The following is a 23,681-nucleotide window of genomic DNA, read 5'->3' on the forward strand; positions in this document are numbered from 1 at the left end:
TTATACCATATTTTGCAGGAATAGTTACCTTATTGTTTGGTTTTGCGTTTGCTTATGCCATAACTGCACATATTAAAAAAGACAAATAAAACCAGAGCGTAACAATACTTACCCAAAAGTGGTTGAAAAGTGCGATTACGGAAATTCATGCATTTAATATAGTTTCATTTGACTCGTGCGGAATAAAGGCTACATAATTCTAAACAGTTATATATAAAAATGACAGATAAGCCAGATGCTACAGCGAACCATTCAAATTAAAAATCTCATCTGTACTTAGTACTGGAAAAAATACTAAGTATGAACTAGTTGAACTCTATGGGATTGCACCCTCGACTAACAAAGAATGGGTCAGGAAATATAAACCTAAAGGCCTAATGAGCACAAGGGTTATGGTAGAAACAAAAGATTATCTAACACGGGTTGAAGCGCTCCAAAAGAGATTTAGCAGCTTAAAAACGATTTTAACCTGTAGCTATATATTAGGGCGAAAATTCACAAAATACTATTTATGATTACTGATTCCCTAGTAAAGTTCGTGTCTTTTTTTCACGAAGAACTCAATGAAATTCTAGCTCAATTTGAAAAAGAAAATGTCAAAAAAATGAGGTTATACTGAATAAGGCTAAGGTTTGCAATAAATTATATTTTGTAGATAAGGGTATTGGAAGAAGTTTCTATCTAAAAAATGATGAGAAAGAAGTGACTCAATGGTTTTTTGGAAATGGAAGCTTTATTTCTAGTGTAGACAACTACTTCCAGCAAAGCCAAAGTTTTTATTCTTTAGACATTATAGAAGATTCTGTTTTATACAGTATTACTAAAGAAAGAATGGACTTCCTGCTAGCTAAATATCATCATATGGAAAAATTTGTCAGACTTTTAACCATAGATACGCTTGCCAGATTTGTCCAAAAACTTAATGCACTTCAGTTCCAAACAGCAAAAGAGCTTTATAATTATATGCTCACTGAATATCCTGAAATTTCTCATCGTGTTCCTTTAGGCTATATATCTTCATATCTGGGCATGTCACAAGAAACACTTAGCCGCATAAGAAGTAATGATTAACCTTAAGAAAATACTTCACTTTTTGATTTAGGTCAAAAGAAATTAATAGCATCTCATTTACCTTTAAACTATTAATATTAAAATTATCTACAATGCAAAAAAACCAATCACGTCTTAGCATATTTTTTCTTGCTTTTGTATGTTTTTTTTCATCAATTTATATAGCTCAGCAACTAGACCCGGAACTTAAGAGCCTTATTAATAAGAGGCTTAATAAAAGTCACGGTGTTAAAATCCAATATTTTAATGCAGAGCAAGCTCAAGTAGATCAAAAATTGGCTAAGTCTGTTTTCCTGCCTAAAGACACATTTAATGGAAGTTATACCAGATTAGATGATAATATTTCCTTTGATGAATACACCCAAAATATTTTAATCTCAAAACAAAAGCTACTAATTAAAGAGGCTGCCGCTATAGCTTTTAATAGTCCATTCCCAGTGCTAACATCCCACTAACTCCTGTTCCAGATTTACAAAACAAGAATATCCTGAAATACGAGTTGATTTGAATATGGCAAATATGGTAAATACCAACACTGCCAGCAAAAGCGTTCAATCTGTTTTAATGACACTAAATGCAGATATTGAAATAGAAGATCTAAAAAAAACCGGGCTTCATCATACTCAAGCTGCTGCGGCATCTTAAAGTTTAAAGATCAATTTTAATAAACTATATATTTCCACGGGCAACTAACTATGTAACATTTATGTTGCCCGTAATGATCGCAGCTATTATGCAACAAATTATATTTTTGGCCATGGCTTTGGTTTTTTCCCGGGATTTTGAATACAGCTATTTTCGAAATCTAATTCAGGAAAGCAAGTTTTCTATATATCATATTACGGTTAAATCTTTTCCATTCTTATTGATGATATCAATAATGTGGGCAATTGTAGGTCTGTTTATCCCCTACTTTCAAATTGATGCAGATGTATTTAACTTCCCTATGCTAATTTTAGTATCCCTCTTAACATTAGCCTCTATGTTTATAGGTATGCTGTTTTCAATAGCAATTCCAAGTCAATTAAAAGCGACAGAGCTTTTAATGGTTATTTCTACTCCTGCTTTTGTTCTTAGTGGATTCACATGGCCAAGCTTAGCTTTTCCTGATGCTATATCTAGTGTAGCGCTATTTATTCCGTTGACACAGTTCTTAAGTGCTTTTAGAAAAATAGCTTTTTACGGCGGGGACATATCCTCGATTGCTCCAGAAATTAATATATTAGTGATCATTATTTTTGTCACCTTTATTACTATCCTGCTATTGCTTCAACTTAAAATATATAGGTATCGTAAAAATCCAAAAAACTCACTAATGACAGCACAAGACTAATTAAAATGCAAGAAAATAAATCTATGGACAATACACCCCAGGAATATCATCGTGATGTTCTGGGTGATGGATTTAAAAAACTGAAACTAAAGCTTTCCAATGATTATGAAGGTGAAGTGATTGCTACATTAATACGTCGAATTTCCGATTATAAATCAGAGAAGGCAATCCTCTATGTCCATGGTTTCAACGATTATTTCTTTCAGAAGGAATTGGCTATAAGATTTAACCAACAAGGATATAATTTTTATGCACTGGATTTAAGAAGGTATGGGAGATCTTACCTGAGCCATCAAAAATTTAATAACGTCCGTTCCATTTTAGAATATGATGAAGAATTAGACCTTGCCTTGCAAATCATTAAATCTGAAAACAACCATCAAGTAATTTTAATGGGGCATTCAACCGGAGGGCTTATAACCACCAACTACGCTGTTACTCATTTAAATAGCAACCTATTTCATGGGTTGATTTGTAACAGTCCTTTTTATGAATTTAATTTAAATTACTTAGAGAGGACAGTTGGTATCCCAATACTTTCATTTATTGGTAAATATTTGCCTAATATTCCTATTTCAGGTGGATTTTCAGAACTCTACGGGTATAGTCTTCATATAGAAAAATATGGGGAATGGAACTATTCTCTTCTTTGGAAACCACATAATATTCCGAAAGTGAATCTTGGTTTCATTAGAACTATTCGAAGCGCACAAGTAAATATTCGAAACAAATCCATTATAGATGTGCCCGCACTTGTGATGCATAGTGATAATTCTGTCTACGAAAAATATTGGACTGAGAAATTTAAAGAAGGAGATGCTGTTTTGAATGTGGATCATATTAAAGAAAATGCTCACCAATTGAATGGCAATGTAAGTGTTTTGGAAATTGAAAACGGAATGCACGATTTGGTTCTTTCAAAAAAGGCAGTAAGAGAAAAGCTCTATTCGAAGATTTTTGCATGGCTAGACAATAGCCTTGCTTAATACCTCAATTATACCATGATTGAAAGCCATTTCCGGTTATCATGCCCCTCTCTTCAATTAATATAAATAGAATATTATCAAGTTACTCGCTCTATTTAAGTAGAAAATGCAAAGTTGAAAACACAGCTATTGTTCTTTTTTTTCTATTAAATATGCATAGGCCTCCATTCCTTTAGTATGCTCGAAAATCACATTCAGTACGCCAATAATGGGCAGAGCAATAATGGCGCCTACAACTCCCCACAGCGCCGAAAAAAGAATAATGCCAAACACCGTGATAAACGGATTCAAGTTTGTTTCCTTACCTATAATCCAGGGAGTAAGAATATAATTTTCCACTAATTGCGTCAGGGAAATCACACCAATCACAATAAGTGCAGGGGTTGCACCTGAGTACAAAAACGACAAGATTACTGCAATACCGCCGCCTATAATATTACCAACATAAGGTATTATTGAAAAAAGCGCCGCAAAAACAGCCAAAAACAGTCCATAGGGAACAGATCCTAGGCTAAAACCAAGATAATAGATTCCGAATAAAAAAACCATAATCTTAGCTTTCCCAAAAAGATAATCACTAATTATTTGTGCTGAGTTACTTAAAAGGGATGTCATTGCAGAAGGGTTGGTAGTAAGTTTTTTAAAGAAATTGATAAACATTTTCTTTTGCATCAATAAGAGGACTATATACACAAAAATTAAAAGTGATTGTGACAGCAAACTCATTATAGAAGACAAAAAGAAACCTGCCAGACTTTCCGCCTTTTCAATCAACCTTTTGTTATTTGCGATATAATCCTTGTAATTCCAATTCAAATTTTTGCTAGCCCATTGAGAAAAGCCATTCAGTTTTTCGGCCGCCTTTTCCTTTATTGTAGGCCAATCGCCTGCCATCGTATTTAACTGTGAGCTTATGAGCCAAGTGAGCAGCACAAAAATCACTATCATAAAAATGATAGACAATGTTATGGACAGCCAGTTTGGCAATCCCCACTGCTTCAGTTTTTTGTTGGGTTTGTCTAAAAGAATAGCAATAATTGCCGCAACGAGCAGGGGCAGTATAAGGCTGGATCCAATGTATAGAATTGTCAAAATACTTCCAATAATAAGGAACGTTTTTATCAAATAACTGCCGGATATACTTATTTTGGAATCACTCATATGGTGGTTTTGATTAAAATTCTGATTCTTTTAGTTTTACTTGGTTTGTAAATTTAGCCGAAATTTTTTTATTCTCTCCTCCGCGCTTTCATTTATCTTGATGTCTTTGCAAATTTCAAAACTCTTTTTACTTTAACTCTTCGAGTTTTTGGTAATTTATTTGATTTTTATCTAAGCTGCAAAGAAGGAGAGTTTTCTCGAAAAAATTCATACTAATTATCACTCTTGAAAAAGAACTAATAAATATATACTCGCACCTTATTCTAATTTTGAAAAAAAAAACACAAAAACACCAAAGTGAAATAATCATTTTGACAAGTAGAATTAAAAAAGCCAGTAGAATGTAAATGGGATAATACCCTCTCAAGGTTTACACTGCACATATGCTGCGCAATAGATATAATTAAAATGTAATTAATCTCGAATATCTTGATAATATTTGATTTTACTAACTTCAATATTAATTACTAAAGTGAAGATAATTTAGTCTCCACTTCATTATTTTTACAAAATGATACTAATAATTGGAGCAGGCTTATCGGGTCTTTTAACAGCTTACCGACTAAAAAAAGAAGGTATTCCATTTAAAATTCTAGAGGCAAGACCTAGAGTTGGTGGAAGAATAAATACTGTATATGGAAAAGATAATACACCGGTTGAAATGGGAGCAACCTGGTTTGGCGCTCAACATACATATTTGAAGGCCTTATTGGAGGAATTAGAAATTGAATATTTTGAACAATATATGGATGGGAAAGTATTTTTTCAGCCCTTCTCTACTTCTCCAGTAGAAACTATACAAATCCCTAGTCAACCACCTAGTTATAGAATTTCTGATGGAACATCTAATCTTATAAATACCTTGGCTCAGAAATTAGATAAGGGTGATGTATTACTAAATCAATCTGTAAAAGAAATTAAATTTCTCAATGATTCTGTTCAGGTAATAACAGATAAAGTCTATGAAGGAAATAGAGTTGTTCTGGCTATTCCTCCTAAATTATGGGCGAGAAGAATCTTGTTTGAGCCTAATTTACCAGAGAATTTGATCAGTTTAGCTCAACAAACGCAGACCTGGATGGAAGACTCCATTAAAATTGCATTGACCTATGATCAACCATTTTGGCAGCAAGCAGATCTATCTGGAACTTTATTCAGTAATACAGGACCTATAACCGAATTATATGATCATTGTAATCACGAAAGGTCAAAATATGCACTTTGTGGATTCATCAATTCATCCTTTAAACAACTTACTTATAAAGAAAGACGTGCTAAAGTTATTGATCAAATAAAAAATGTTTTTGGAGAGAAAGCTGAAGACTTTATTGACTATGAGGAATGTATCTGGAGCAAAGAAGAAAACACCTTTGAAGCATCTGATATTGCTCTTTATCCTCATCAAAATAATGGAAACCCGATTTTTAGTAAATCCTTTTATGATGATAAATTATTAATTTCCAGCTCAGAAGCAGCTTCCGAATTTCCTGGATATATGGAGGGTGCAGTATATTCTGCGAATGTAACTGCTAAAAATATAATAACCGCCAATGTCGGTTCTCGCGAATAAAGGGTATTCTAGTGAAAAGTGATATTTAGACACCAATTATAAAACAACTAAGCCATTAGGAACTCGTCTCTACTCCACTATTTGTATTGAGCAAGACCGTTAGTAATAATCATAAATCCTAATTCATATTGTAAACAAGAAATCAGTGACAATATCTCAAAACAGAAAATCAATGTCTTATTTATTGGCAACAGTCTTACTTTTACCAATAACTTGCCAAAGCTTGTAAAGAAAAATGCAATACTAAAAGGAGTTGAAATTAATATTAAAATGATTGCATTTCCTAACTATGCTATTGAATACCAATGGAATGAAAGGCAAGTCCAAAAACTAATTTCAAGTAAAAATTATGATTTTGCAATATTCAGCAAGGTTCTTCCTCACAAGATGATGGTAGAAAAATACTTATTGAATACGGAAAGAAATACAGCCAATTATGTAAATTAAATAATGTCAAACTATGTTGCTTTATGGTTTGGCCATCCTTAAAAAACTATCATACGTTTGATGGTGTCATAAAAAATCATGAGGACGCAGCATCAACCAACAACTCAATTTTACTACCAGTTGGAAGGATTTGGAAAAATTATATTGATTCCACAAACAATAATGAATATTACGGCCCAGATGGGTTCCATCCTTCTTTAGAGGGTAGTCAAGTTGCTGCAGAAGTAATATTGGACAATTTAATTAAGTATGTTTGTAGTCTTTACAATAACTAAATATGAATGTTTTTCATCTACATCTTCTTTTATTTAAATAAAAATCTAAAAGTTAATTTAAGAAAATCCATGCAATTTGAGTTTTATTCTATCTCCAGAAACTTTCTAATTATATTGAGTATCCTATATTCAGTGCATTGCCAATCTCAATCAAACATTGTTTGGCAAAACACCCTAGGTGGTTCTAAGAATGACGCCTTACACCATATGATCACAGCTAGAAATGGTAATATTATATTAAGTGGTTATTCACAATCTAATATTTCGGGAGATATATCTGAAAATTCCAGAGGAATTATTGACTATTGGATCTCTGAAATAAACAAAAATGACGGAAAATTAATTTGGCAAAAAACAATAGGTGGCAGTTATTTTGATTTAGCAAATTCTACAATTGAAACTAGTGATGGAGGGTATTTAATTGGGGGTTATAGCAACTCCAATATTTCAGGAGAGAAATCGGAGAACTCCCGAGGAAAAGATGATTATTGGGTTGTGAAATTAGATTCGCAAAGAAATATTCTATGGGACAGAACCTATGGAGGCGATGATACCGACAGGCTCTTTTCTGTTCTGGAAACTAATGATGGTGGTTATATCTTAGTTGGAGAATCCCAATCTAATATTTCAGGAGAGAAATCTGAAAATTCCAGAGGGATTACTGATATGTGGATTGTCAAAATTAATTCCCTTGGCGATATTGAATGGCAAAGAACAATAGGTGGTTCTCAAAGAGATTCTGCTAAGAAAATCATAAAAGCGCATGATGGAGGTTATATTATTGGAGGCTCTTCTATGTCTGATATTTCTGGTGAAAAAACAGAAAATTCTAGGAGTTCTTTCCTAGTTGCCGACTATTGGATCTTAAAGATTGATGAGTCCGGAGATATTAAATGGCAAAAAACTATTGGTGGAAATAACGGAGATAATCTATCTTCTTTGAAACCAACGACTAATGGAAATTATATTGTAGGTGGGACTTCAGGTTCTAACATCTCCAGTGAAAAATCTGAAAATTCAGTATGTAATTCTGTGGATGCCTGGGTTTTGAAACTTGATAAAAATGGGAATGTTTTATGGCAAAAAACTTTAGGGGGCGATAGTACAGATTGGGAATCATATGTGAGTGAGACTAACGACAATGGATTTATTGTAGGTATTTCGACATCTTCAAATACATCAGGGAACAAATCCGAAGATAATCCTGGAGAGCGAAATTTTTGGTTAGTAAAACTGAATAGTGAAGGCACTATTGAATGGGACAAAACAATTGGAGGTACTGAAACTGATCAATTAAATTCAGTACTTGCAGCAAGTGATGGGAGCTACATTTTTGGAGGTTGGTCCACTTCCAATGCTTCTGGGGATAAATCTGAAAACACTAATGGAGGTTGGGATCAATGGATTGTAAAACTTCAGATGAATTCTATAAATGAATCTTCAGAAACCTATAGTACATTAACTAGTTGCTTAGGATCTAGTATATCCCTTTCTACGGAAGCGGGGACGTCTTATAAATGGTCTGGGCCCAACAATTTTACAAGCACAGAACCTACTCCAGCAATACAGAATGTTTCAGAAATCAATGCAGGGATTTATAGAGTAAGTGTATATTCTGATGCTATGTGTTTCAATTCATATGCTATAAAACTTGAATTGAATAGTTTAAACCCCATAAAAATAGCAGATGTCCTTTCATGTGATACTGTAAATGATGGTTATTCTAACTTTAATCTCATGGCAATGGACCAGGAAATTAAAGTTTCCAACACAGGTATTACCGTTGATTATTATGGTGAAAATGGAGATAAAATACCCAAACCACTGCCAGTATCTTATACAAATTCAAAACCTTCAGAAGAGCTAATTACAGCCAGAGTAAGTTTTGATAATTCCGCAAACTGCGTAACTGAAACTACATTTAAATTAATATCTGAATTTTGCGAGGAGGAGCCTGAGTTTATTGGAGATTTAAAAATTCCAAAGTTTTTCACTCCTAACAACGATGGTTATAATGATAAATGGATCATCAAAGGGAATTCAATTAGAAACAGTTCACCTATACAGATATTTGATCGATATGGAAAACTTCTAAAACAACTTGATCCAATGGGAAATGGCTGGGATGGAACTTTTAATGGAAAAGAAATGCCTTCAGATGATTACTGGTTTCAATTTAATTTTACAAATGGAAATTATTATCATGGTAATTTCTCACTTATTCGCTCCCTTCAATAAAATGTTTATAAAAAGAGGATTAAAATAGAGTTATGAATAGCGAATTGATTAAATAAAAATCTTGGAGAAAACGAAATTGGAAATGACTAGTTCCTTTTAGTGGAATCATTATACTTTACATTGCAGTTCTCTTCTCCTCTAGTTTGGACAGACTTGCAACAGATTTGGCTAAAGCCTATGCAGACCCAAAACTTTATGAAAATGCCCTTAAACGATTTGATACTGTTACAACAAATTTATAATAGCTATTGATTGGCGTATGCTACAAATGGTAATATAGGTACTCATTATCTGTAATAAATAAAGTCTATTAGAATTCAATTCCGATTTTGTAATAGCTCCTTAAATTTGCATCGTGCACGATATTATTTTGCGCGTTATAATTTACAACTATGAAAAACGAAGTTAAAACTACTACAATACAAAATGTTTTCAGAATACTATTAGCCTTATTTATGATCTATGCTGGGTTTAGTCATCTTACTTTCAATAGAATTGAATTTCAGACTCAGGTGCCAGACTGGGTTCCTTTAAGCAAAGATCTGGTGGTAATCCTTTCTGGTATTGTTGAAATGGCCTTAGGTCTCAGCTTATTATTCTGGAAAAAGCAGCGTGCAAGAATAGGATGGGCATTAGCACTGTTTTTTATTCTGATTTTTCCCGGCAACATTGCACAATATCTAGACGGAAGAGATGCTTTTGGAGCTTTAAATTCTGATAGAGCAAGGCTAATTAGACTATTCTTTCAACCTCTTCTCATCGCATGGGCGCTATGGTCTTCTGGTGCATGGAAAGCTTGGAGGAATTCAAAAAAATAATTATTATGGAGTTAGAACAATTAAAACTAGACAATCAAATCTGTTTTCCACTCTATTCTGTTTCAAGGCTTATAACAAAAGCTTACAAGCCATTTTTAAAAAAAATGGGGATTACCTATCCGCAGTATCTAGTCCTTATGGTTCTATGGGAACATAGTAACTTATCTATAAATCAAATAGGTGAAAAATTACTCTTGAATACCAACACACTTTCCCCATTGATCAAGCGAATGGAGAAAATAGACTTGCTCAATCGCACAAGATCAACTAAAGACGAGCGCAGTGTAAGGGTAGAACTTACTAAAAAAGGCAAGTCTCTTAAAAGTCATGCTTCAGAGGTTCCGCGAAAACTTCTCAACACATTGCTTTCAGAAGAAGTAGAACTTACCGATGTGATGTTATTAAAGGACACACTAGATCAATGGATTAATGTCTTAAAAGAAAAATCGGAAAATTAGAGCAAATTGATTAAATTACAGGAAGTTGAATTGAAAATAAAATTGATATGAAAGCACTACAAATAGTAAAATACGGTGAAATTAAAGAAAGTTTATCTCTAAATGAGATCGAAAAACCTTCTATAAAACCAAATGATATTTTAGTTGAAGTTAAAGCAGCAGCATTAAATCCAATAGATTACAAAATGGTGGAAGGAAAGCTGAAAGATATGATTTCTTTAAACCTGCCGAGTACAATAGGTTTTGATGTAAGTGGCGTGGTAGTCGAAAAAGGTGCAGATGTGAAAAATTTCGAAATTGGGGATGAAGTATATTCTAGAGTGCCACAAGAACAAATGGGTACAGTAGCAGAATTTGTAGCCGTAAATAGTGACCTGGTTGCTAAAAAACCCGAAAACGCCTCTTTTGAAAAAGCTGCCGGTTTACCATTAATTGGACTCACCGCAATCCAAGCTTTAGAGCGTGTTGGTATAAAGGAAAATGATAGAATTCTTATTCATGCAGGCTCCGGTGGTGTAGGTAGTTTTGCCATTCAGTATGCCAAAGCAAAAGGAGCTATTGTTTATACTACTACCAGTACTAAAAATGTAGATTGGGTAAAAGCATTGGGAGCCGACCGTGTGATCGATTATAAAACTGAGGATTATAAAGAAGTTGCTAATAATCTGGATATCGTTTTCGACACTTTAGGAGACGATTATACCTTTGATGCTTTTGAAATTATTAAAGAAGGCGGAAAAGTAACTACAATAGTGGGCCCGCCAGATGAGGAAACAGCAAAGCAAATGGGTATGACCGATTATAAACTACCCGAAAAATTAGCAAAACTTATTAAAGAGAAATCAGCTGTATACAAACTAACATGGATGCAACCTAATGCAGAACAACTGAAAGAAATTTCAACTATGGTTGAAGATAGAACTATTAAGCCAATAGTAGATCTTATTTATTCTCTCGAGGATGGAGCAGATGCCTATGAATACCTGGCTACAGGAAGAGCAGAAGGAAAAGTGATTATAAGTCTAGCCTAAATATTTTAAATATTAAGCTGATATCTATTCTAGTTATAACAAATAAAAAAATGATTATGAGCAAAGAGAAAAATGTACTAGTAGCTGGTGCTAACGGTACTACAGGAAGAATCATTATTGATCTATTAAAGGAATCTAAAAACTATCAGCCTATCGCGATGGTTAGAAAGCAAGAACAAAAAGACCATTTTGAAAAAGAAAATGTAATGACCGTTATGGCTGATCTTGAAGAAGATCTAGACCATGCGGTGAAAAATGCAGATAAAGTAATTTTTGCTGCAGGTTCTAAAGGGAAGAATGTAATTGGAGTAGATCAGGAAGGTGCAAAAAAACTTACCGATGCCGCTAAGAAAGCAGGAACAGGAAAATTTGTAATGTTAAGTTCCATGGGAGCAGATAATCCTTCTATAAGTGATGAGCTTCAAGATTATCTAAAAGCAAAACAAAATGCTGATAATTATCTAAAAGCAAGTGGTTTAGAATATAGTATTGTAAGACCAGGTTCACTAACAGATGACGGCGCTTCTGGGAAGATCCAGTTAAAGGAAAAATTTGAGAATCAAGGAAGTATCTCAAGAGCAGATGTAGCTAAAACTTTAGTGGAAGTTCTGGATGATGATGTAAGAAAAAATCAAGTTTTTGAAATCCTTTCTGGGGAAACTCCAATTGAAAAAGCAGTGCGTTTATAAAAATCAATCTCAAACGGATTGATTCCTGATTCAGGTAATCCATTCATTAAAATAGAGAGTTATGAAATGAGCATAATGCTAAAACAATACAAAAACCTATATAGATATGCGAATTGCTACTGATAGGTTTCAGGAGACAATTAAAAAACGATATATCTACATATGAAAAAGAAAGGAACATATCCAAAATCATTCTCCCATATAGGGATCACAGTTCCAGATATCAAAAAAGCAGTGAATTTTTACGAAAATGTGATGGGTTGGTATATTATTATGCAGCCATCTACAGTTAAAAAGGAAAAGGAAACCGCTATCGGACAAATGTGTATTGATGTTTTTGGAGACGATTGGAAAGAATTTGAAATCGCCCATATGTCTACATCAGATGGTATCGGGATCGAGTTGTTTTCATTCCCACATGGCGTAAAAGAAGCTCCGGAATTCAATCCTTTTAACACAGGACTTTTCCATTTCTGTATTCAAGATCCAAATATTGAAGACTTGATTGATAAGATCGTTTCTCTGGGCGGAAAACAACGTATGCCCATAAGAGAATATTACCCCAATGACAAACCATTTAAAATGTGTTATGTAGAAGATCCATTTGGGATAGTTTTCGAGATTTATACACATAGTTATGAATTAACTTATTCCTCTGGAGCCTATGCAGAATAGGCCTATAAATAGTAAACAAGCCTTGTTTTAACTATAAGTAAGGGTTTTATTATAGCGTTAAACTAAGTATAACACCGCTACTATTGGTGCAAAAAAATCTTTTCTTGTGACTAGTAATTGATAATTAAAGTTATAATCAGATCATACGAAATACCATGAATAAAATATTTTTGATTTTAAGTATAGCAACGATTATAGGTTGTAAATCTGTTACCGCTCCCACTACTTCAGACAAAAAAATAGAAGAAGTTACCTACTTTAAAGGGCAGCAGATTACAGGATTAAGCATAAGCGATCAAGGAAGAATGTTTGCTAATTTTCCGCGATGGAGAAAGGATGTAGAAAACTCTGTGGTAGAAATAGATAAAAATGGAATTTCTCATGCATTTCCTAATGAAAATTGGAATTCCTGGGAAATTGGGCAAGCTCAAAAAGACTCAGTTTTCATAGGAGTACAATCTGTGATCGCATTTGAAGATGAATTATATGTTTTAGATACTCGCAATGCTCTTTTTAAAGGAGTTTTAGATAGTCCACGAGTATTTGTCTTCGATTTGGAAACTCAAACTCTTAAACGGACTTATATCTTCGAGGAAGATAGTTTTCATCAAGATTCCTATATGAATGATCTGCGAATAGATAAGAAAAAAGAGAAAGTTTATATCACAGATTCCGGCCATGCTGGATTGGTGATCTTGGATCTTGTTGATGGAACTACCAAAAGAGTCTTGAATAACCACTACTCTACTCTAGCAGAAAAAGATCATTTAATTATAGAAGATAACAGATGGAACAACACCGTACATTCTGATGGTATTGCACTTGATACAGAAAACGATCTACTTTATTACCATGCATTGACCGGATATGGTCTATATGCTGTACCGACTGAAGTTTTGATTAATGGTACAGAAGAAGCTATACAAAAAGAAGTGAAATTTATTAAGAAAACTCCTGCTCCAGATGGAATGCTCTTCGACACAAAAGGAAATCTATATTTTGCCGATCTGGAACAGCAAAAAATTATGAAACTGAATATTTCCTCTGGAAAAATGAGCACGTTTGCAGAAGGCGAAAAAATTAGATGGGCAGATACTTTCAGTATTTATAAGAATAGCCTTTATTATACCAACTCCAGGATCAATGAGATTACTGGACCTATAATAAATATGGAGTTTAGTATCAACAAGATAAGTTTGGACTAGATTTAATTATTCTTACTAGCGTTATTCTCAGAAATTTCTAATAGACCCTATCATATTAGCAAAGCTTTAATCTATAGGGTTAAATAAAACATAAACCCAATTTAAAAAATGAATGAACGTTCATTTTAACGTAAATTTGCGTCAGAATCTTCAAATATGAGCGCAACTTCAAAAGGTCAAAATAAAAGAGAAGCACTTGTAAAAGCTACAATTAAACTTGTTAATAACAACGGTTTTCATGCAACTCCTATGTCCAAGATTGCAAAGATGGCAGGGATTTCGCCTGGGACCATTTACCTCTATTTTGAAAATAAACAAAACTTGATAAATCAAGTTTATATTGAAGTAAAGGCCTCATTTAGTGATTTTGCTTTTATGGATTATGAAGAATATTTTTCTGTTGAAAAAGGTTTTGAAAAGATCTGGAAGAATATCGCAGTATTCAAATTGAAAGAAGTGGAAGAAGCTATGTTCCTTTCTCAATGTGATAATACCCCCATGATAGATGAACCTAGCAGAAAAGAAGGCTTAAAACACCTGCAACCACTATTAGATCTTTGGGTACGTGGGCAGAATGAAGGGATCATTAAACAAGTTTCCCCATATATGCTATATGCATTTAGCATTTACCCTATCGCATTTTTAATGAATATGCAACAGCGAGAGCTGTATGAATTATCATCTACGCACGTAGATGAAGCCTATAAAATGGCATGGAATAGTATTAAAATTTAAAAATAAAAATCATGAGCACAACAAAAACAATTAATTTAAAGAATAGACCAGCTGGAAAACCAGATTTGAAAGATTTTGATTTCACTACTTCTGAAATTTCTGAATTGCAGGAAGGTGAAGTTTTGCTTAATTCTAAATATGTTTCTGTAGACCCATATTTGAGAGGGAGAATGAGCGATGCTCCTTCCTACATACCACCATTTGAGTTAAATAAACCAATTGTTTCGGGAATCATTGCAGAAGTTATAGAATCTAAGAACAGCAACTTTAGTAAAGGAGATCACGTGTCCGGAATGTTAGAGTGGAAAGAAACACAAACAGCAAAAGGAGATGGTCTTTTAAAGGTAGATCCAGACAAGGCGTCATTATCAGCGTATTTAGGGATTTTAGGGATGACCGGTTTAACTGCTTATTTGGGATTAACTGAAATAGGAAAACCAAAGAAAGGTGAAACTCTACTTGTATCTGGAGCAGCAGGTGCTGTAGGTAGCGTAGTAGGACAAATTGGTAAGATCTTAGGATTACGAGTTGTTGGAATTGCAGGAACAGATGAAAAGGTGGAACTGCTGAAATCTAAATTTGGTTTTGATGAAGGTATTAATTACAACACTACTAAAAATATGTCTGAGGCAATCGCCAAAGCATGTCCCGATGGTGTAGATGTATATTTTGACAATGTTGGAGGTGAGATCTCTGAAGCTGTACTTTTTAACATCAATAAGTTCTCAAGAACTATTAATTGTGGAGCAATCTCTGTTTATAATAATACCGAACTGCCAAAGAGTATTAGCGTGCAACCATTTTTGGTAAAGAAAAGTTCTTCTATGCAAGGTTTTGTGGTCTTCGACTATGCAGATAAACATCCAGCAGGAATCAAGCAATTAACTGAATGGTTAAATCAAGATAAGCTTAGTTATTCTGAAACAATTATAGAAGGTTTTGAAAATATACCTCAAGCATTTTTAGATCTTTTCGACGGGAAGAATAAAGGGAAAATGGTAGTTAAAATCTAAAACAAAAAACTGACGCTATAGAGTGAGCGCAATTGGTTTTTCAATTAATAATAAGATAGAAAGAAATGAAATTAACACATTTAATAGTACTGGCTTTAAGTGTTAGCAGTTTAACTGCTAACAGCCAACAAATAAAAAATAACGAAAAGCAAAATACAGATCAAAAGAAGGTATTATTTGTTTTGACCTCGCATGATAAGCTGGATGATACCGGCGAAAAAACAGGGTTTTAGATAGAAGAGTTTGCTGCTCCATATTATAACTTACTTGATAAAGGGGTGAAAATAACAGTAGCATCTCCTAAAGGAGGAAAAGCTCCTATAGACCCTAGATGGAAAGCAGAAGCAAGTCAAACAGAAGCTACCAAGCGTTTTAATAAAGATAAATCTGCACAGGAAATAATTAATACTACTGTAAAACTGGAAGACGTGAAAGCAGAAGATTTTGATGCAGTATTTTATCCTGGAGGTCATGGCCCACTTTGGGATCTTGCTGAAGATAAAACTTCGATAACTTTAATAGAGACTTTTAATGAGCAGGAAAAACCGATCGCTTTTGTATGTCATGCACCGGGAATTCTAAAAAACGTGAAAAATGCAAATGGGGAGCCATTAGTAATGGGGAAAAATGTAACCGGTTTTACAAATACTGAAGAAGAAGCGGTGCAGTTAACTAATGTTGTTACATTTTTAGTAGAAGATATGCTAAAGGAAGATGGAGGTGTTTTCACCAAAGCTGCCAACTGGAATGTACATGTGGTAAAGGACGGGAATTTGATCACCGGACAAAACCCTGCATCTTCTAATAAAGTAGCAGATCAATTATACGAGTCGCTGAAATAAAGCTTATTTTAATAATTTATATAAAAAACTGCTATCCAAAGCTTTGTTCCTAGTAAGCCAGTGAACTCAATAATTTGGTTGTACTTTTGCCAAAATAGAAAAAGTTGCTGAAATTTATTCAGCTACCACAAAATATTAGCGCATGCCATTTAAAAAACTGAATACACCATTAAAAGAAGCTCTTGAACGTCTTGAAATTGAAGTTCCTACTCCATTTCAGAAAAAAAGTATTTCAAAAATAAAGAGTGGCGCTAATTTCTACGGTATTGCTCCAGAAGGTGCTGGTAAAACAACAGCAATGATCATAAGTACAATTCAACAGCTTGAATCGGAGGCATATATGGATGCCCCTAGAGCATTGATATATGTAAAAGATAAAGAATCGGCTTTAGATCTAGAGCAAAAATTTAAGGAGTTCACAAGATATATGGATCTTAGGACCTATTGTGCGTATGATGAGCAAAATATAGATCATCAAAAAGATGATATTTATGCGGGTGTAGATATTGTCATTGCAACTCCAAAAAGAATAAATAAGCTCTTTTCTATTACTGGTATTAATTTAGGGGAACTTCAGCTGATGATTCTCGAAGATGCCCATGATCTACTACAAAGATCAGCCTATGAAGCTATATATAGAGTTTTCCAAAGCATTACTAAATGTCAGTATTTAGTTTTTACAGAAAATATGACTCAAAAATTGGAGAAATTAGAAGAAACTTTTATGAAGAATGCAGTAAAAGTTACTATTAAAGAAGCTACAGCTTAAATAGTAAGCTCTATTTACACTTCATTTGGATCATAAGTGCTCTCCAAAAATAATCATATAGAAAATAGATTTTGAGATTTTAACCTATTGCATCAGATAGGTATAATGCTGACAGTAGACTGTATTCTATAGAATTATATTTTATACTACACATTTTCCACCACACCATAGATATCTTCCTTAAAGATGTCTTTTTAAATAATTATCTTTCCTTTTTTCAAAATTTCAATTGGAACCTAAACTAGCGCGCTCGCCATACTAGACATTAGGATTTTTTAAAAAATAAAAATATTCTGTTTTTTGTAAGCCAAGAATAGTTTTTCGTCGTATATCTTTATGTTGAACGAATGCAATGATAATTTTTAATATCAATATAAATATTTTTTAATGAAAAACACCTATACCCTACTGGCACTTCTAGTATGCTTTATTCTAACTTCCTGTAATAAAAAACAAGCTATAAACATTGCAGGCAGCACAAGCGTTCTTCCAATTATTTCTGTCGCGGCAGAAGAATTCAGGAAAACCAATCCAGAGCTTAATATTATTGTAAACGAGGGTGGTTCTGGCGTAGGCGTAAATCAATTAGGAGAAGGTAAACTAGACATAGGGATGGTCTCCAGAGATATTACTCAAGATGAGATAGTTTCTTATCCAATGGTCAACTTTAATTCAATCTCTATTGGAAAAGATGCTGTAGTTCCAGTTGTTTCTTCAGAGATATATAACTCTGGTATTACTTCGCTAACTTTAGAAGAAATAGCTAAAATCTATAGTGGGGAATTTAGAAATTGGAACGAACTAGGAGGGCCAGACAAGGAAATTTTAGTGATAGACAAGGAAGCTTCCAGAGGGACCAGACATGTATTCATGGAAATTGTTTTGGGAGATAAAGAAGCAATTGCAGCGGGAGCAGATCTTGTTCTTGGTTCTAATAATGAAGAACAAACGGCTATCGTACAAAGTGATGCAGCAATTGGAATGCTGTCTAATGCTTGGCTAAATGAAGATGTAAAAGGCTTAAGTATCAAAATGTTGGATGGAACTATAATAGAACCAAGTTTAAAAAATATAATCGATAATAAATTTCCTATTACAAGAGATCTATTAATTGTAACGAACGGTAAACCAACAGGAGCTGTTAAGCATTTTATTGACTATCTTTTGAGTTCTGAAGGACAAATAATAGTGGAAGAAGCAGGTTATGTTAGAATCAACCAATAAGATTGGAAAATACTATGTTTATACAAGCACTTTAATTAGTGCTTTTGTCGTTCTTTTAATCTTTATTATTTTATTGATAAATAGCTGGGAAGCTATTAGTACTATCGGTTTAGATCTAATAAGTTTAAGCTGGAATCCAGCAAAAGGTGAGTTCGGAATTATATCCATGCTCTATGGAACCTTTGTGGTCACCTTTATTGCTTTAGTAATCGCTATTCCTTTAGGTACTTTTACCGCGATCTTTACCAGTGAGATCTTAGCTTCCAAATATAGATTTGTAGTAAAATCGGTGCTTGAACTATTGACTGGAATTCCGTCGATAATTTATGGATTGATCGGGATCGCATTTTTAAGCATCTGGTTTCAAGATCTATTTGATCTTCAATCTGGCAGAACCTTATTTACTGCTGGTATATTACTTTCTGTTATGATACTTCCAACCATTATTACTTTAACAGATGATGCTTTTCATAATATCCCTGAAAAATATAGAGAAACCGCAAAGGGTCTAGGTCTATATAATTCTGAAATCATTAAGGAAGTTCTGATGCCTATAGCCAGGGCAGATGTAAAAAGTGCAATTTTATTGGCATTTGGAAGAGCTTTGGGTGAGACCATGGCTGTAATGTTGGTTGCAGGAAGTATAGATAAATTGCCAAGTCCTCTCTTGAACTGGTTATCCCCGGGACAAACTGTAACTTCCAAATTAGGTAGAGAGATTGCAGAAACCTCTTTTCGATCTGTTCATTTTAGCGCAATGATCTTTATGGGATTAGTTTTATTTTCAATTGTATTATTCCTTACGGTATTAGCTCAAAATTCATCAAAGAAAACAGAACGATTATATGAATAGGCAGCTTAAAAATAAACTATTTACTTACGCTACCTGGATAGCGGTGATTTTAAGCACAACAATTCTATTCTTTTTGTTTGGGGTGATCCTGTGGAATGGGCTACCCGCAATTGATTTTAACTTTTTATCCCAAGCTTCCTCAAACTTTGGAGCCTCTAGCGGCATCATTTATCAAATAGCTGGAAGTGTTTTAATAGTTCTTTTTTCAGCAATAATCTGTTTACCTGTAGCCATTGGAACCGCTATTTTCAAGAGTGAATATGTAATTAGCAAAAAGCTACATGCAATTATAAACACCCTTATCTATAGTTTGAATGGAATTCCCTCCGTAATATTCGGTATTTTCGGACTTATTTTATTTGTAAATATCTTAGGTATGGGAATCTCATGGATAGTAGGTTCAATTATACTCGCCATGATGATCTTACCAACGGTTACACTTTCTACATATCATTCCATAAATAGCATCCCAACGGTATATAGAGAAAGCTCTCTAGCTCTAGGATTAACAAAATGGCAAGTTATAAGAAAAGTACTTTTACCACAGGGTTTTAGTGGGGCAGTAACAGGATTGCTTATTGATGTGGCGAGAGCTATTGGAGAAACAGCTCCAATAATGTTCATTGCTACCGCTTTTTCTGGAGTAGCCTTTCCTAATTCATTTTCTGAACCGGTTTCTACCTTACCTACTCATATATTAGCGCTTGCCCAACAAGCCACCAACCCAGATGCTTTGCAAAATGCCTGGGGTTCAAGTTTAGTTCTGGTAACATTGGTGGTATTATTTAGCATATCAGCACTCTGCTTTAGATTAAAGCATCAAACAATTTCAAAAAGATGATGGAACAACTTATCCTAAAATCAAAATTATCTGTAGTTGGAAAAAAAACGGAGGATATTATAAAATTAGAAGGACTCCATATTTGGATCAAGGAAAATCATGTCCTAGATGCCATAGATGTGAATATCCCCAAAAATAAGATCACATGTATTATTGGACCATCTGGTAGTGGAAAATCTACTTTGATAAGAAGTATCAATAGAATTAATGATGATGTGGACGGGATCACTACACAGGGAAATATCAATTTTAATGGCAGCTCTATTTTAACTTCAGATACTGATATTGCAAGTTTAAGGACACAAATTGGAATGGTTTTTCAAAAACCCTGTGTCTTTCCAAAATCTATCAAGGAAAATGTGCTTTTTGGAATTCAGCATTTAAAAAAACTAAGTAAAATTGAAAAATTCCAAATTGTAGAGGAAAACTTAAAGACAGTATCACTTTGGAAAGAAGTTTCTCATAGATTAAATGATAAAGCAATTTCACTATCCATTGGGCAGCAGCAGCGTTTATGTATCGCCCGTACTTTGGCCGTTAAACCGGAAGTGATCCTTTTAGATGAACCTACTTCCTCATTAGATCCTTTATCTACAAGGGCTATTGAAGATATGATGGTTAAATTAAAAGAAGAATATACCATTGTATTTGTAACACATAACATACAGCAAGCCAAAAGAATTGCAGATCATTTGATCTTTTTATGTGATGGAAAGCTTATTGAGCAAGGTAATGCTTCAGTGCTATTCTCTTGCCCTCAAAATTCTCAAACCAAAGCATATTTAAAGGATGAATACTGCGCTTGTTAAAAATTAAAATATGACTAATTTTCTAAGATCACTCTTAATTTTACTTCTTTTCAGCTCATGTAATTCTGAAAAACCTAAACGACAATATGATTTAATAATTACCAATGCCACTATTATTGATGTGCTTGGTGATACATTAAATTACTCTAAATTAATAGCAATATCTAAGGATACCATAAGATTGGTAGATGATATGGCCAATTTAGATAAATACAAAGCTGAAGAAAAATTCGATGCAAATAATAATTTTGTAATGCCAGGCTTATGGGACAACCATGTTCATTTTAGAGGTGGTGATTCTCTTATCGAGGAAAACAAAAATCTACTTCCATTATATCTTGCACATGGTATTACTAATGTTCGAGACGCTGGAGGTGATATAACTCAAAGTGTTTTAAGTTGGAAGAATCAAATTGCTAAAAAAGAACTGAAAGGCCCGGTGATTTTAACTTCCGGTCCAAAACTAGACGGAAAAAAACCAGCATGGCCGGGATCCATAATTGTGGAAACAAAAGAAGATGTAACCTCTGCCCTAGATTCTTTAGAGAATTTAGAAGTAGATTACGTAAAAATGTATGATGGTAGCTTAACTAAGGAGGTCTTTTACGAAATTATCAAACAGTCTGAAAAAAGAGGGCTTAAGACTACAGGCCATATGCCCTTGAGTGCAGATCTACTTACAGCAACTGAGCTTGGTTTGGATGGAACAGAACATATGTATTATATAATAAAAGCTTGTTCTCCTTTAGCCGATAGTTTAACAAAAGTGAATCCGAGCTATTCTATGTTTCCCGAAATAGTAACATCTTATGATCCCGAGTTAGCAAATAACGTTTTTAATAAATTGGCATCTCAAAATGCTTATATCACACCCACATTATATATAGGAACTGTCCTTTCAGAATTAACCGAAGTAGATCATGCAAAAGACAGTCTATTAAATTATATTGGGTTAGGGATACAAAAAACATATAAAGGAAGATTGGAAACTGCCATAAAAGCAAAATCACAAGGAAATAGTTCCAGATCACAATTAGGAATATTGGCAAAAGAAATGATAGTTCCTTTATATAAGTCGGGAGTTAAACTACTGGCAGGATCAGATTCCGGAGCTTTTAATTCGTTTGTATATCCCGGAGAATCCTTACTGATGGAATTACAAAGTTTAGTGGGTGCGGGACTTACTCCACAACAAGCCCTTATCACCTCAATTGTAAACGGTCCTGAATTCTTCGGGTTGGGCAAGTTCTATGGTAGTATTGCTAAAAGCAAAGTAGCAAATTTGGTGATTCTAGAGAAAAACCCATTAAAGGACATAAAAAACCTCACCAGTATTAAAGCCACAATTGTTAAAGGAAAAGTATACGATAAGATGATGCTGGATAATTTGCTGAAAGATATAAAGAACTAAACAATAAGCTTAAAAGCTGCTATGGAATTTAAAAATGAGATCATTTTAGAGAATGAGATTGTCTTATTAAGACCATTGAAAAAAGAGGATATTTCTCTTTTAAAAGAATTTTCTTTAAATGAACCTGAATTATGGAAATATTCATTGATTCCTGCTAATGGCTTAGAGAATTTGAAAAATTATATTAATAAGACATTAAGAGATAAAGATTTACAAACCTCTTATCCTTTTATTATATTGGATAAACGCACAAATAAAATTGCAGGATCTACTCGTTTTTACGATTATAGAAAAGCTCACAACACGGTCCAACTGGGTTATACTTGGTATGGTAAAGATTTTCAGGGTACTGGCTTAAATAAAAATTGTAAGTTTCTATTGCTTAAGTATGCTTTTGAAATAATGAATCTAGATCGTGTTGGATTTAGAGCGGATGCTACAAATATGAAAAGCATTGCAGCTATGAAAAGTATCGGCTGTGTAGAAGAGGGAATATTACGTAGTAATTGTATGGCTCCAAGCGGTCGAAGAGATAGTATTGTTCTAAGTATTTTAAAGGATGAGTGGGTCAAGACTGTTAAGGATGCATTGAAAAATAAATGTGGTTTTAAATAAAAGCTTCTAAAATTTAAGGTTCTCCATTAAATAAAGAGAATCCAATTTTGAATATTTCCACTTTTTATAGTTTACCTGCGTCCCACTTCGGCTGTGCCTTGTGCCGGGCTTTCCGCGCTACAGGGTAGCTTGCTGCAATCCCTGGCCGGACATCCTAAGGAAGCTTTCATCATTTTATGGGACGGAAAATCCTTAATTCAGTAAACTTTTTTTTTGATTTCCTGGGCTGGTTAATTTTTAATAAAAACTTTTTGAAGCTAGAAATTAGAGATGTAAAAAATACATGACACCAGCCCTGCATGGGTTTCAAACCCTTGCAGGGCTTATTCCAAAAAGGATATTGATTAGTCAAATAATAATAAAACGCTAAAACTTTTAAAACACAGATTACAGGAGTTAGGAATGTAGATCTTTTACAATTTAGAAAAATAATTTCTGCATGATCCGAGAACTCCACAAGTTTTTGACTTGATCCGTTATGTTCCTAAAGTTTCAGAAATCAAAAAAACCCCGGATCAAGGTAAATACTTGGGGAGAAATGTATCTTTGCAAGCAAAACACTTAGAACTTGGATAAAGAATTAGCCCGCTATTTATTGCCAGAAGGCATATT

General features: G+C 33.8%; 24 protein-coding genes and 1 pseudogene. 24 read left to right on the top strand and 1 reads right to left on the bottom strand.

All coding sequences use genetic code 11. From position 1 onward, the window contains the following. Nucleotides 1-615: 615 nt before the first annotated feature. The 5 genes from H033_RS20740 to H033_RS0119095 all read left to right on the top strand — a co-directional run bounded on the left by H033_RS20740 (nt 616) and on the right by H033_RS0119095 (nt 3,390). A complete protein-coding gene (locus tag H033_RS20740) occupies nt 616-1,071 on the top strand; it encodes a Crp/Fnr family transcriptional regulator (protein WP_231367677.1) in 456 nt (151 codons plus the stop codon). Between the two features lie 92 nt (nt 1,072-1,163). Continuing rightward, nucleotides 1,164-1,526, top strand: a complete 363-nt coding sequence (locus H033_RS22240) for a TolC family protein (RefSeq protein ID WP_026839726.1) — start codon at nt 1,164-1,166, stop codon at nt 1,524-1,526. A 55-nt stretch (nt 1,527-1,581) separates the two neighbouring features. Next, entirely contained in the window at nt 1,582-1,716 is a 135-nt protein-coding gene (locus tag H033_RS22340; RefSeq protein WP_262489329.1) for a hypothetical protein, read from the top strand. Nucleotides 1,717-1,789: 73 nt separating this feature from the next. Continuing rightward, the gene (locus H033_RS22245) at nt 1,790-2,404 is read left to right on the top strand and encodes an ABC transporter permease (RefSeq protein ID WP_231367672.1); all 615 of its coding nucleotides are present in this window, start codon (nt 1,790-1,792) and stop codon (nt 2,402-2,404) included. Nucleotides 2,405-2,409: 5 nt separating this feature from the next. After that, on the top strand, nt 2,410-3,390 hold the full coding sequence (locus H033_RS0119095; protein ID WP_026839727.1) for an alpha/beta hydrolase: 981 nt from the start codon (nt 2,410-2,412) through the stop codon (nt 3,388-3,390). 126 nt (nt 3,391-3,516) lie between these two features. On the opposite strand, the gene H033_RS0119100 is transcribed toward H033_RS0119095, so the two are convergent. After that, on the bottom strand, nt 3,517-4,551 hold the full coding sequence (locus H033_RS0119100; protein WP_026839728.1) for an AI-2E family transporter: 1,035 nt from the start codon (nt 4,549-4,551) through the stop codon (nt 3,517-3,519). A gap of 511 nt (nt 4,552-5,062) precedes the next feature. On the opposite strand from H033_RS0119100, the gene H033_RS0119105 reads away from it, so the two are divergent. The 19 genes and pseudogenes from H033_RS0119105 (at nt 5,063) to H033_RS0119200 (ending at nt 23,069) form a co-directional block, all read left to right on the top strand. After that, on the top strand, nt 5,063-6,121 hold the full coding sequence (locus tag H033_RS0119105; RefSeq protein ID WP_026839729.1) for a flavin monoamine oxidase family protein: 1,059 nt from the start codon (nt 5,063-5,065) through the stop codon (nt 6,119-6,121). Nucleotides 6,122-6,334: 213 nt separating this feature from the next. Then, nucleotides 6,335-6,568, top strand: a complete 234-nt coding sequence (locus H033_RS22250) for a hypothetical protein (protein ID WP_231367673.1) — start codon at nt 6,335-6,337, stop codon at nt 6,566-6,568. A 344-nt stretch (nt 6,569-6,912) separates the two neighbouring features. Beyond that, on the top strand, nt 6,913-9,081 hold the full coding sequence (locus H033_RS0119115; protein WP_231367674.1) for a T9SS type B sorting domain-containing protein: 2,169 nt from the start codon (nt 6,913-6,915) through the stop codon (nt 9,079-9,081). Between the two features lie 392 nt (nt 9,082-9,473). Further along, nucleotides 9,474-9,899, top strand: coding sequence for a DoxX family membrane protein (locus tag H033_RS0119125; protein ID WP_026839731.1), 426 nt, complete (start codon nt 9,474-9,476; stop codon nt 9,897-9,899). A 5-nt stretch (nt 9,900-9,904) separates the two neighbouring features. Then, entirely contained in the window at nt 9,905-10,357 is a 453-nt protein-coding gene (locus H033_RS0119130) for a MarR family winged helix-turn-helix transcriptional regulator (RefSeq protein ID WP_034886611.1), read from the top strand. Between the two features lie 47 nt (nt 10,358-10,404). Further along, nucleotides 10,405-11,388, top strand: coding sequence for an NADP-dependent oxidoreductase (locus H033_RS0119135; RefSeq protein WP_026839733.1), 984 nt, complete (start codon nt 10,405-10,407; stop codon nt 11,386-11,388). A 56-nt stretch (nt 11,389-11,444) separates the two neighbouring features. Then, the gene (locus tag H033_RS0119140; RefSeq protein ID WP_034886613.1) at nt 11,445-12,077 is read left to right on the top strand and encodes an SDR family oxidoreductase; all 633 of its coding nucleotides are present in this window, start codon (nt 11,445-11,447) and stop codon (nt 12,075-12,077) included. Between the two features lie 162 nt (nt 12,078-12,239). Next, nucleotides 12,240-12,752, top strand: coding sequence for a VOC family protein (locus tag H033_RS0119145; protein WP_026839735.1), 513 nt, complete (start codon nt 12,240-12,242; stop codon nt 12,750-12,752). Between the two features lie 155 nt (nt 12,753-12,907). Then, a complete protein-coding gene (locus tag H033_RS0119150; RefSeq protein ID WP_026839736.1) occupies nt 12,908-13,957 on the top strand; it encodes an L-dopachrome tautomerase-related protein in 1,050 nt (349 codons plus the stop codon). A gap of 156 nt (nt 13,958-14,113) precedes the next feature. After that, complete coding sequence (locus H033_RS0119155) at nt 14,114-14,692, top strand: TetR/AcrR family transcriptional regulator (protein WP_026839737.1); 579 nt, start codon at nt 14,114-14,116, stop codon at nt 14,690-14,692. Nucleotides 14,693-14,703: 11 nt separating this feature from the next. Continuing rightward, complete coding sequence (locus H033_RS0119160) at nt 14,704-15,705, top strand: NADP-dependent oxidoreductase (RefSeq protein ID WP_026839738.1); 1,002 nt, start codon at nt 14,704-14,706, stop codon at nt 15,703-15,705. Nucleotides 15,706-15,770: 65 nt separating this feature from the next. Further along, nucleotides 15,771-16,547 (top strand): annotated as a pseudogene (locus H033_RS20755) (type 1 glutamine amidotransferase domain-containing protein). Between the two features lie 142 nt (nt 16,548-16,689). After that, nucleotides 16,690-17,316, top strand: a complete 627-nt coding sequence (locus H033_RS0119170; RefSeq protein ID WP_026839739.1) for a DEAD/DEAH box helicase — start codon at nt 16,690-16,692, stop codon at nt 17,314-17,316. A gap of 387 nt (nt 17,317-17,703) precedes the next feature. Beyond that, nucleotides 17,704-18,540 carry a phosphate ABC transporter substrate-binding protein gene (locus H033_RS0119175; protein WP_026839740.1) on the top strand — a complete coding sequence of 279 codons (837 nt, stop codon included), beginning with the start codon at nt 17,704-17,706 and terminating at the stop codon, nt 18,538-18,540. Beyond that, nucleotides 18,521-19,393, top strand: coding sequence for a phosphate ABC transporter permease subunit PstC (gene pstC, locus H033_RS0119180; protein WP_026839741.1), 873 nt, complete (start codon nt 18,521-18,523; stop codon nt 19,391-19,393). Before H033_RS0119175 ends, pstC begins: the two co-directional genes overlap by 20 nt. After that, nucleotides 19,386-20,234, top strand: coding sequence for a phosphate ABC transporter permease PstA (pstA, locus tag H033_RS0119185; RefSeq protein ID WP_026839742.1), 849 nt, complete (start codon nt 19,386-19,388; stop codon nt 20,232-20,234). Before pstC ends, pstA begins: the two co-directional genes overlap by 8 nt. After that, nucleotides 20,231-21,043: a phosphate ABC transporter ATP-binding protein gene (locus tag H033_RS0119190; protein ID WP_026839743.1), complete on the top strand. Its 813-nt coding sequence runs from the start codon at nt 20,231-20,233 to the stop codon at nt 21,041-21,043. The genes pstA and H033_RS0119190 overlap by 4 nt, the downstream gene beginning before the upstream one ends. A gap of 10 nt (nt 21,044-21,053) precedes the next feature. Further along, the gene (locus H033_RS0119195; protein ID WP_026839744.1) at nt 21,054-22,454 is read left to right on the top strand and encodes an amidohydrolase family protein; all 1,401 of its coding nucleotides are present in this window, start codon (nt 21,054-21,056) and stop codon (nt 22,452-22,454) included. Nucleotides 22,455-22,475: 21 nt separating this feature from the next. Beyond that, nucleotides 22,476-23,069: a GNAT family N-acetyltransferase gene (locus tag H033_RS0119200; RefSeq protein WP_026839745.1), complete on the top strand. Its 594-nt coding sequence runs from the start codon at nt 22,476-22,478 to the stop codon at nt 23,067-23,069. Nucleotides 23,070-23,681: the final 612 nt, after the last annotated feature.

This window comes from Gillisia sp. JM1 (genome assembly GCF_000424645.1).
GTDB lineage: Bacteria > Bacteroidota > Bacteroidia > Flavobacteriales > Flavobacteriaceae > Gillisia.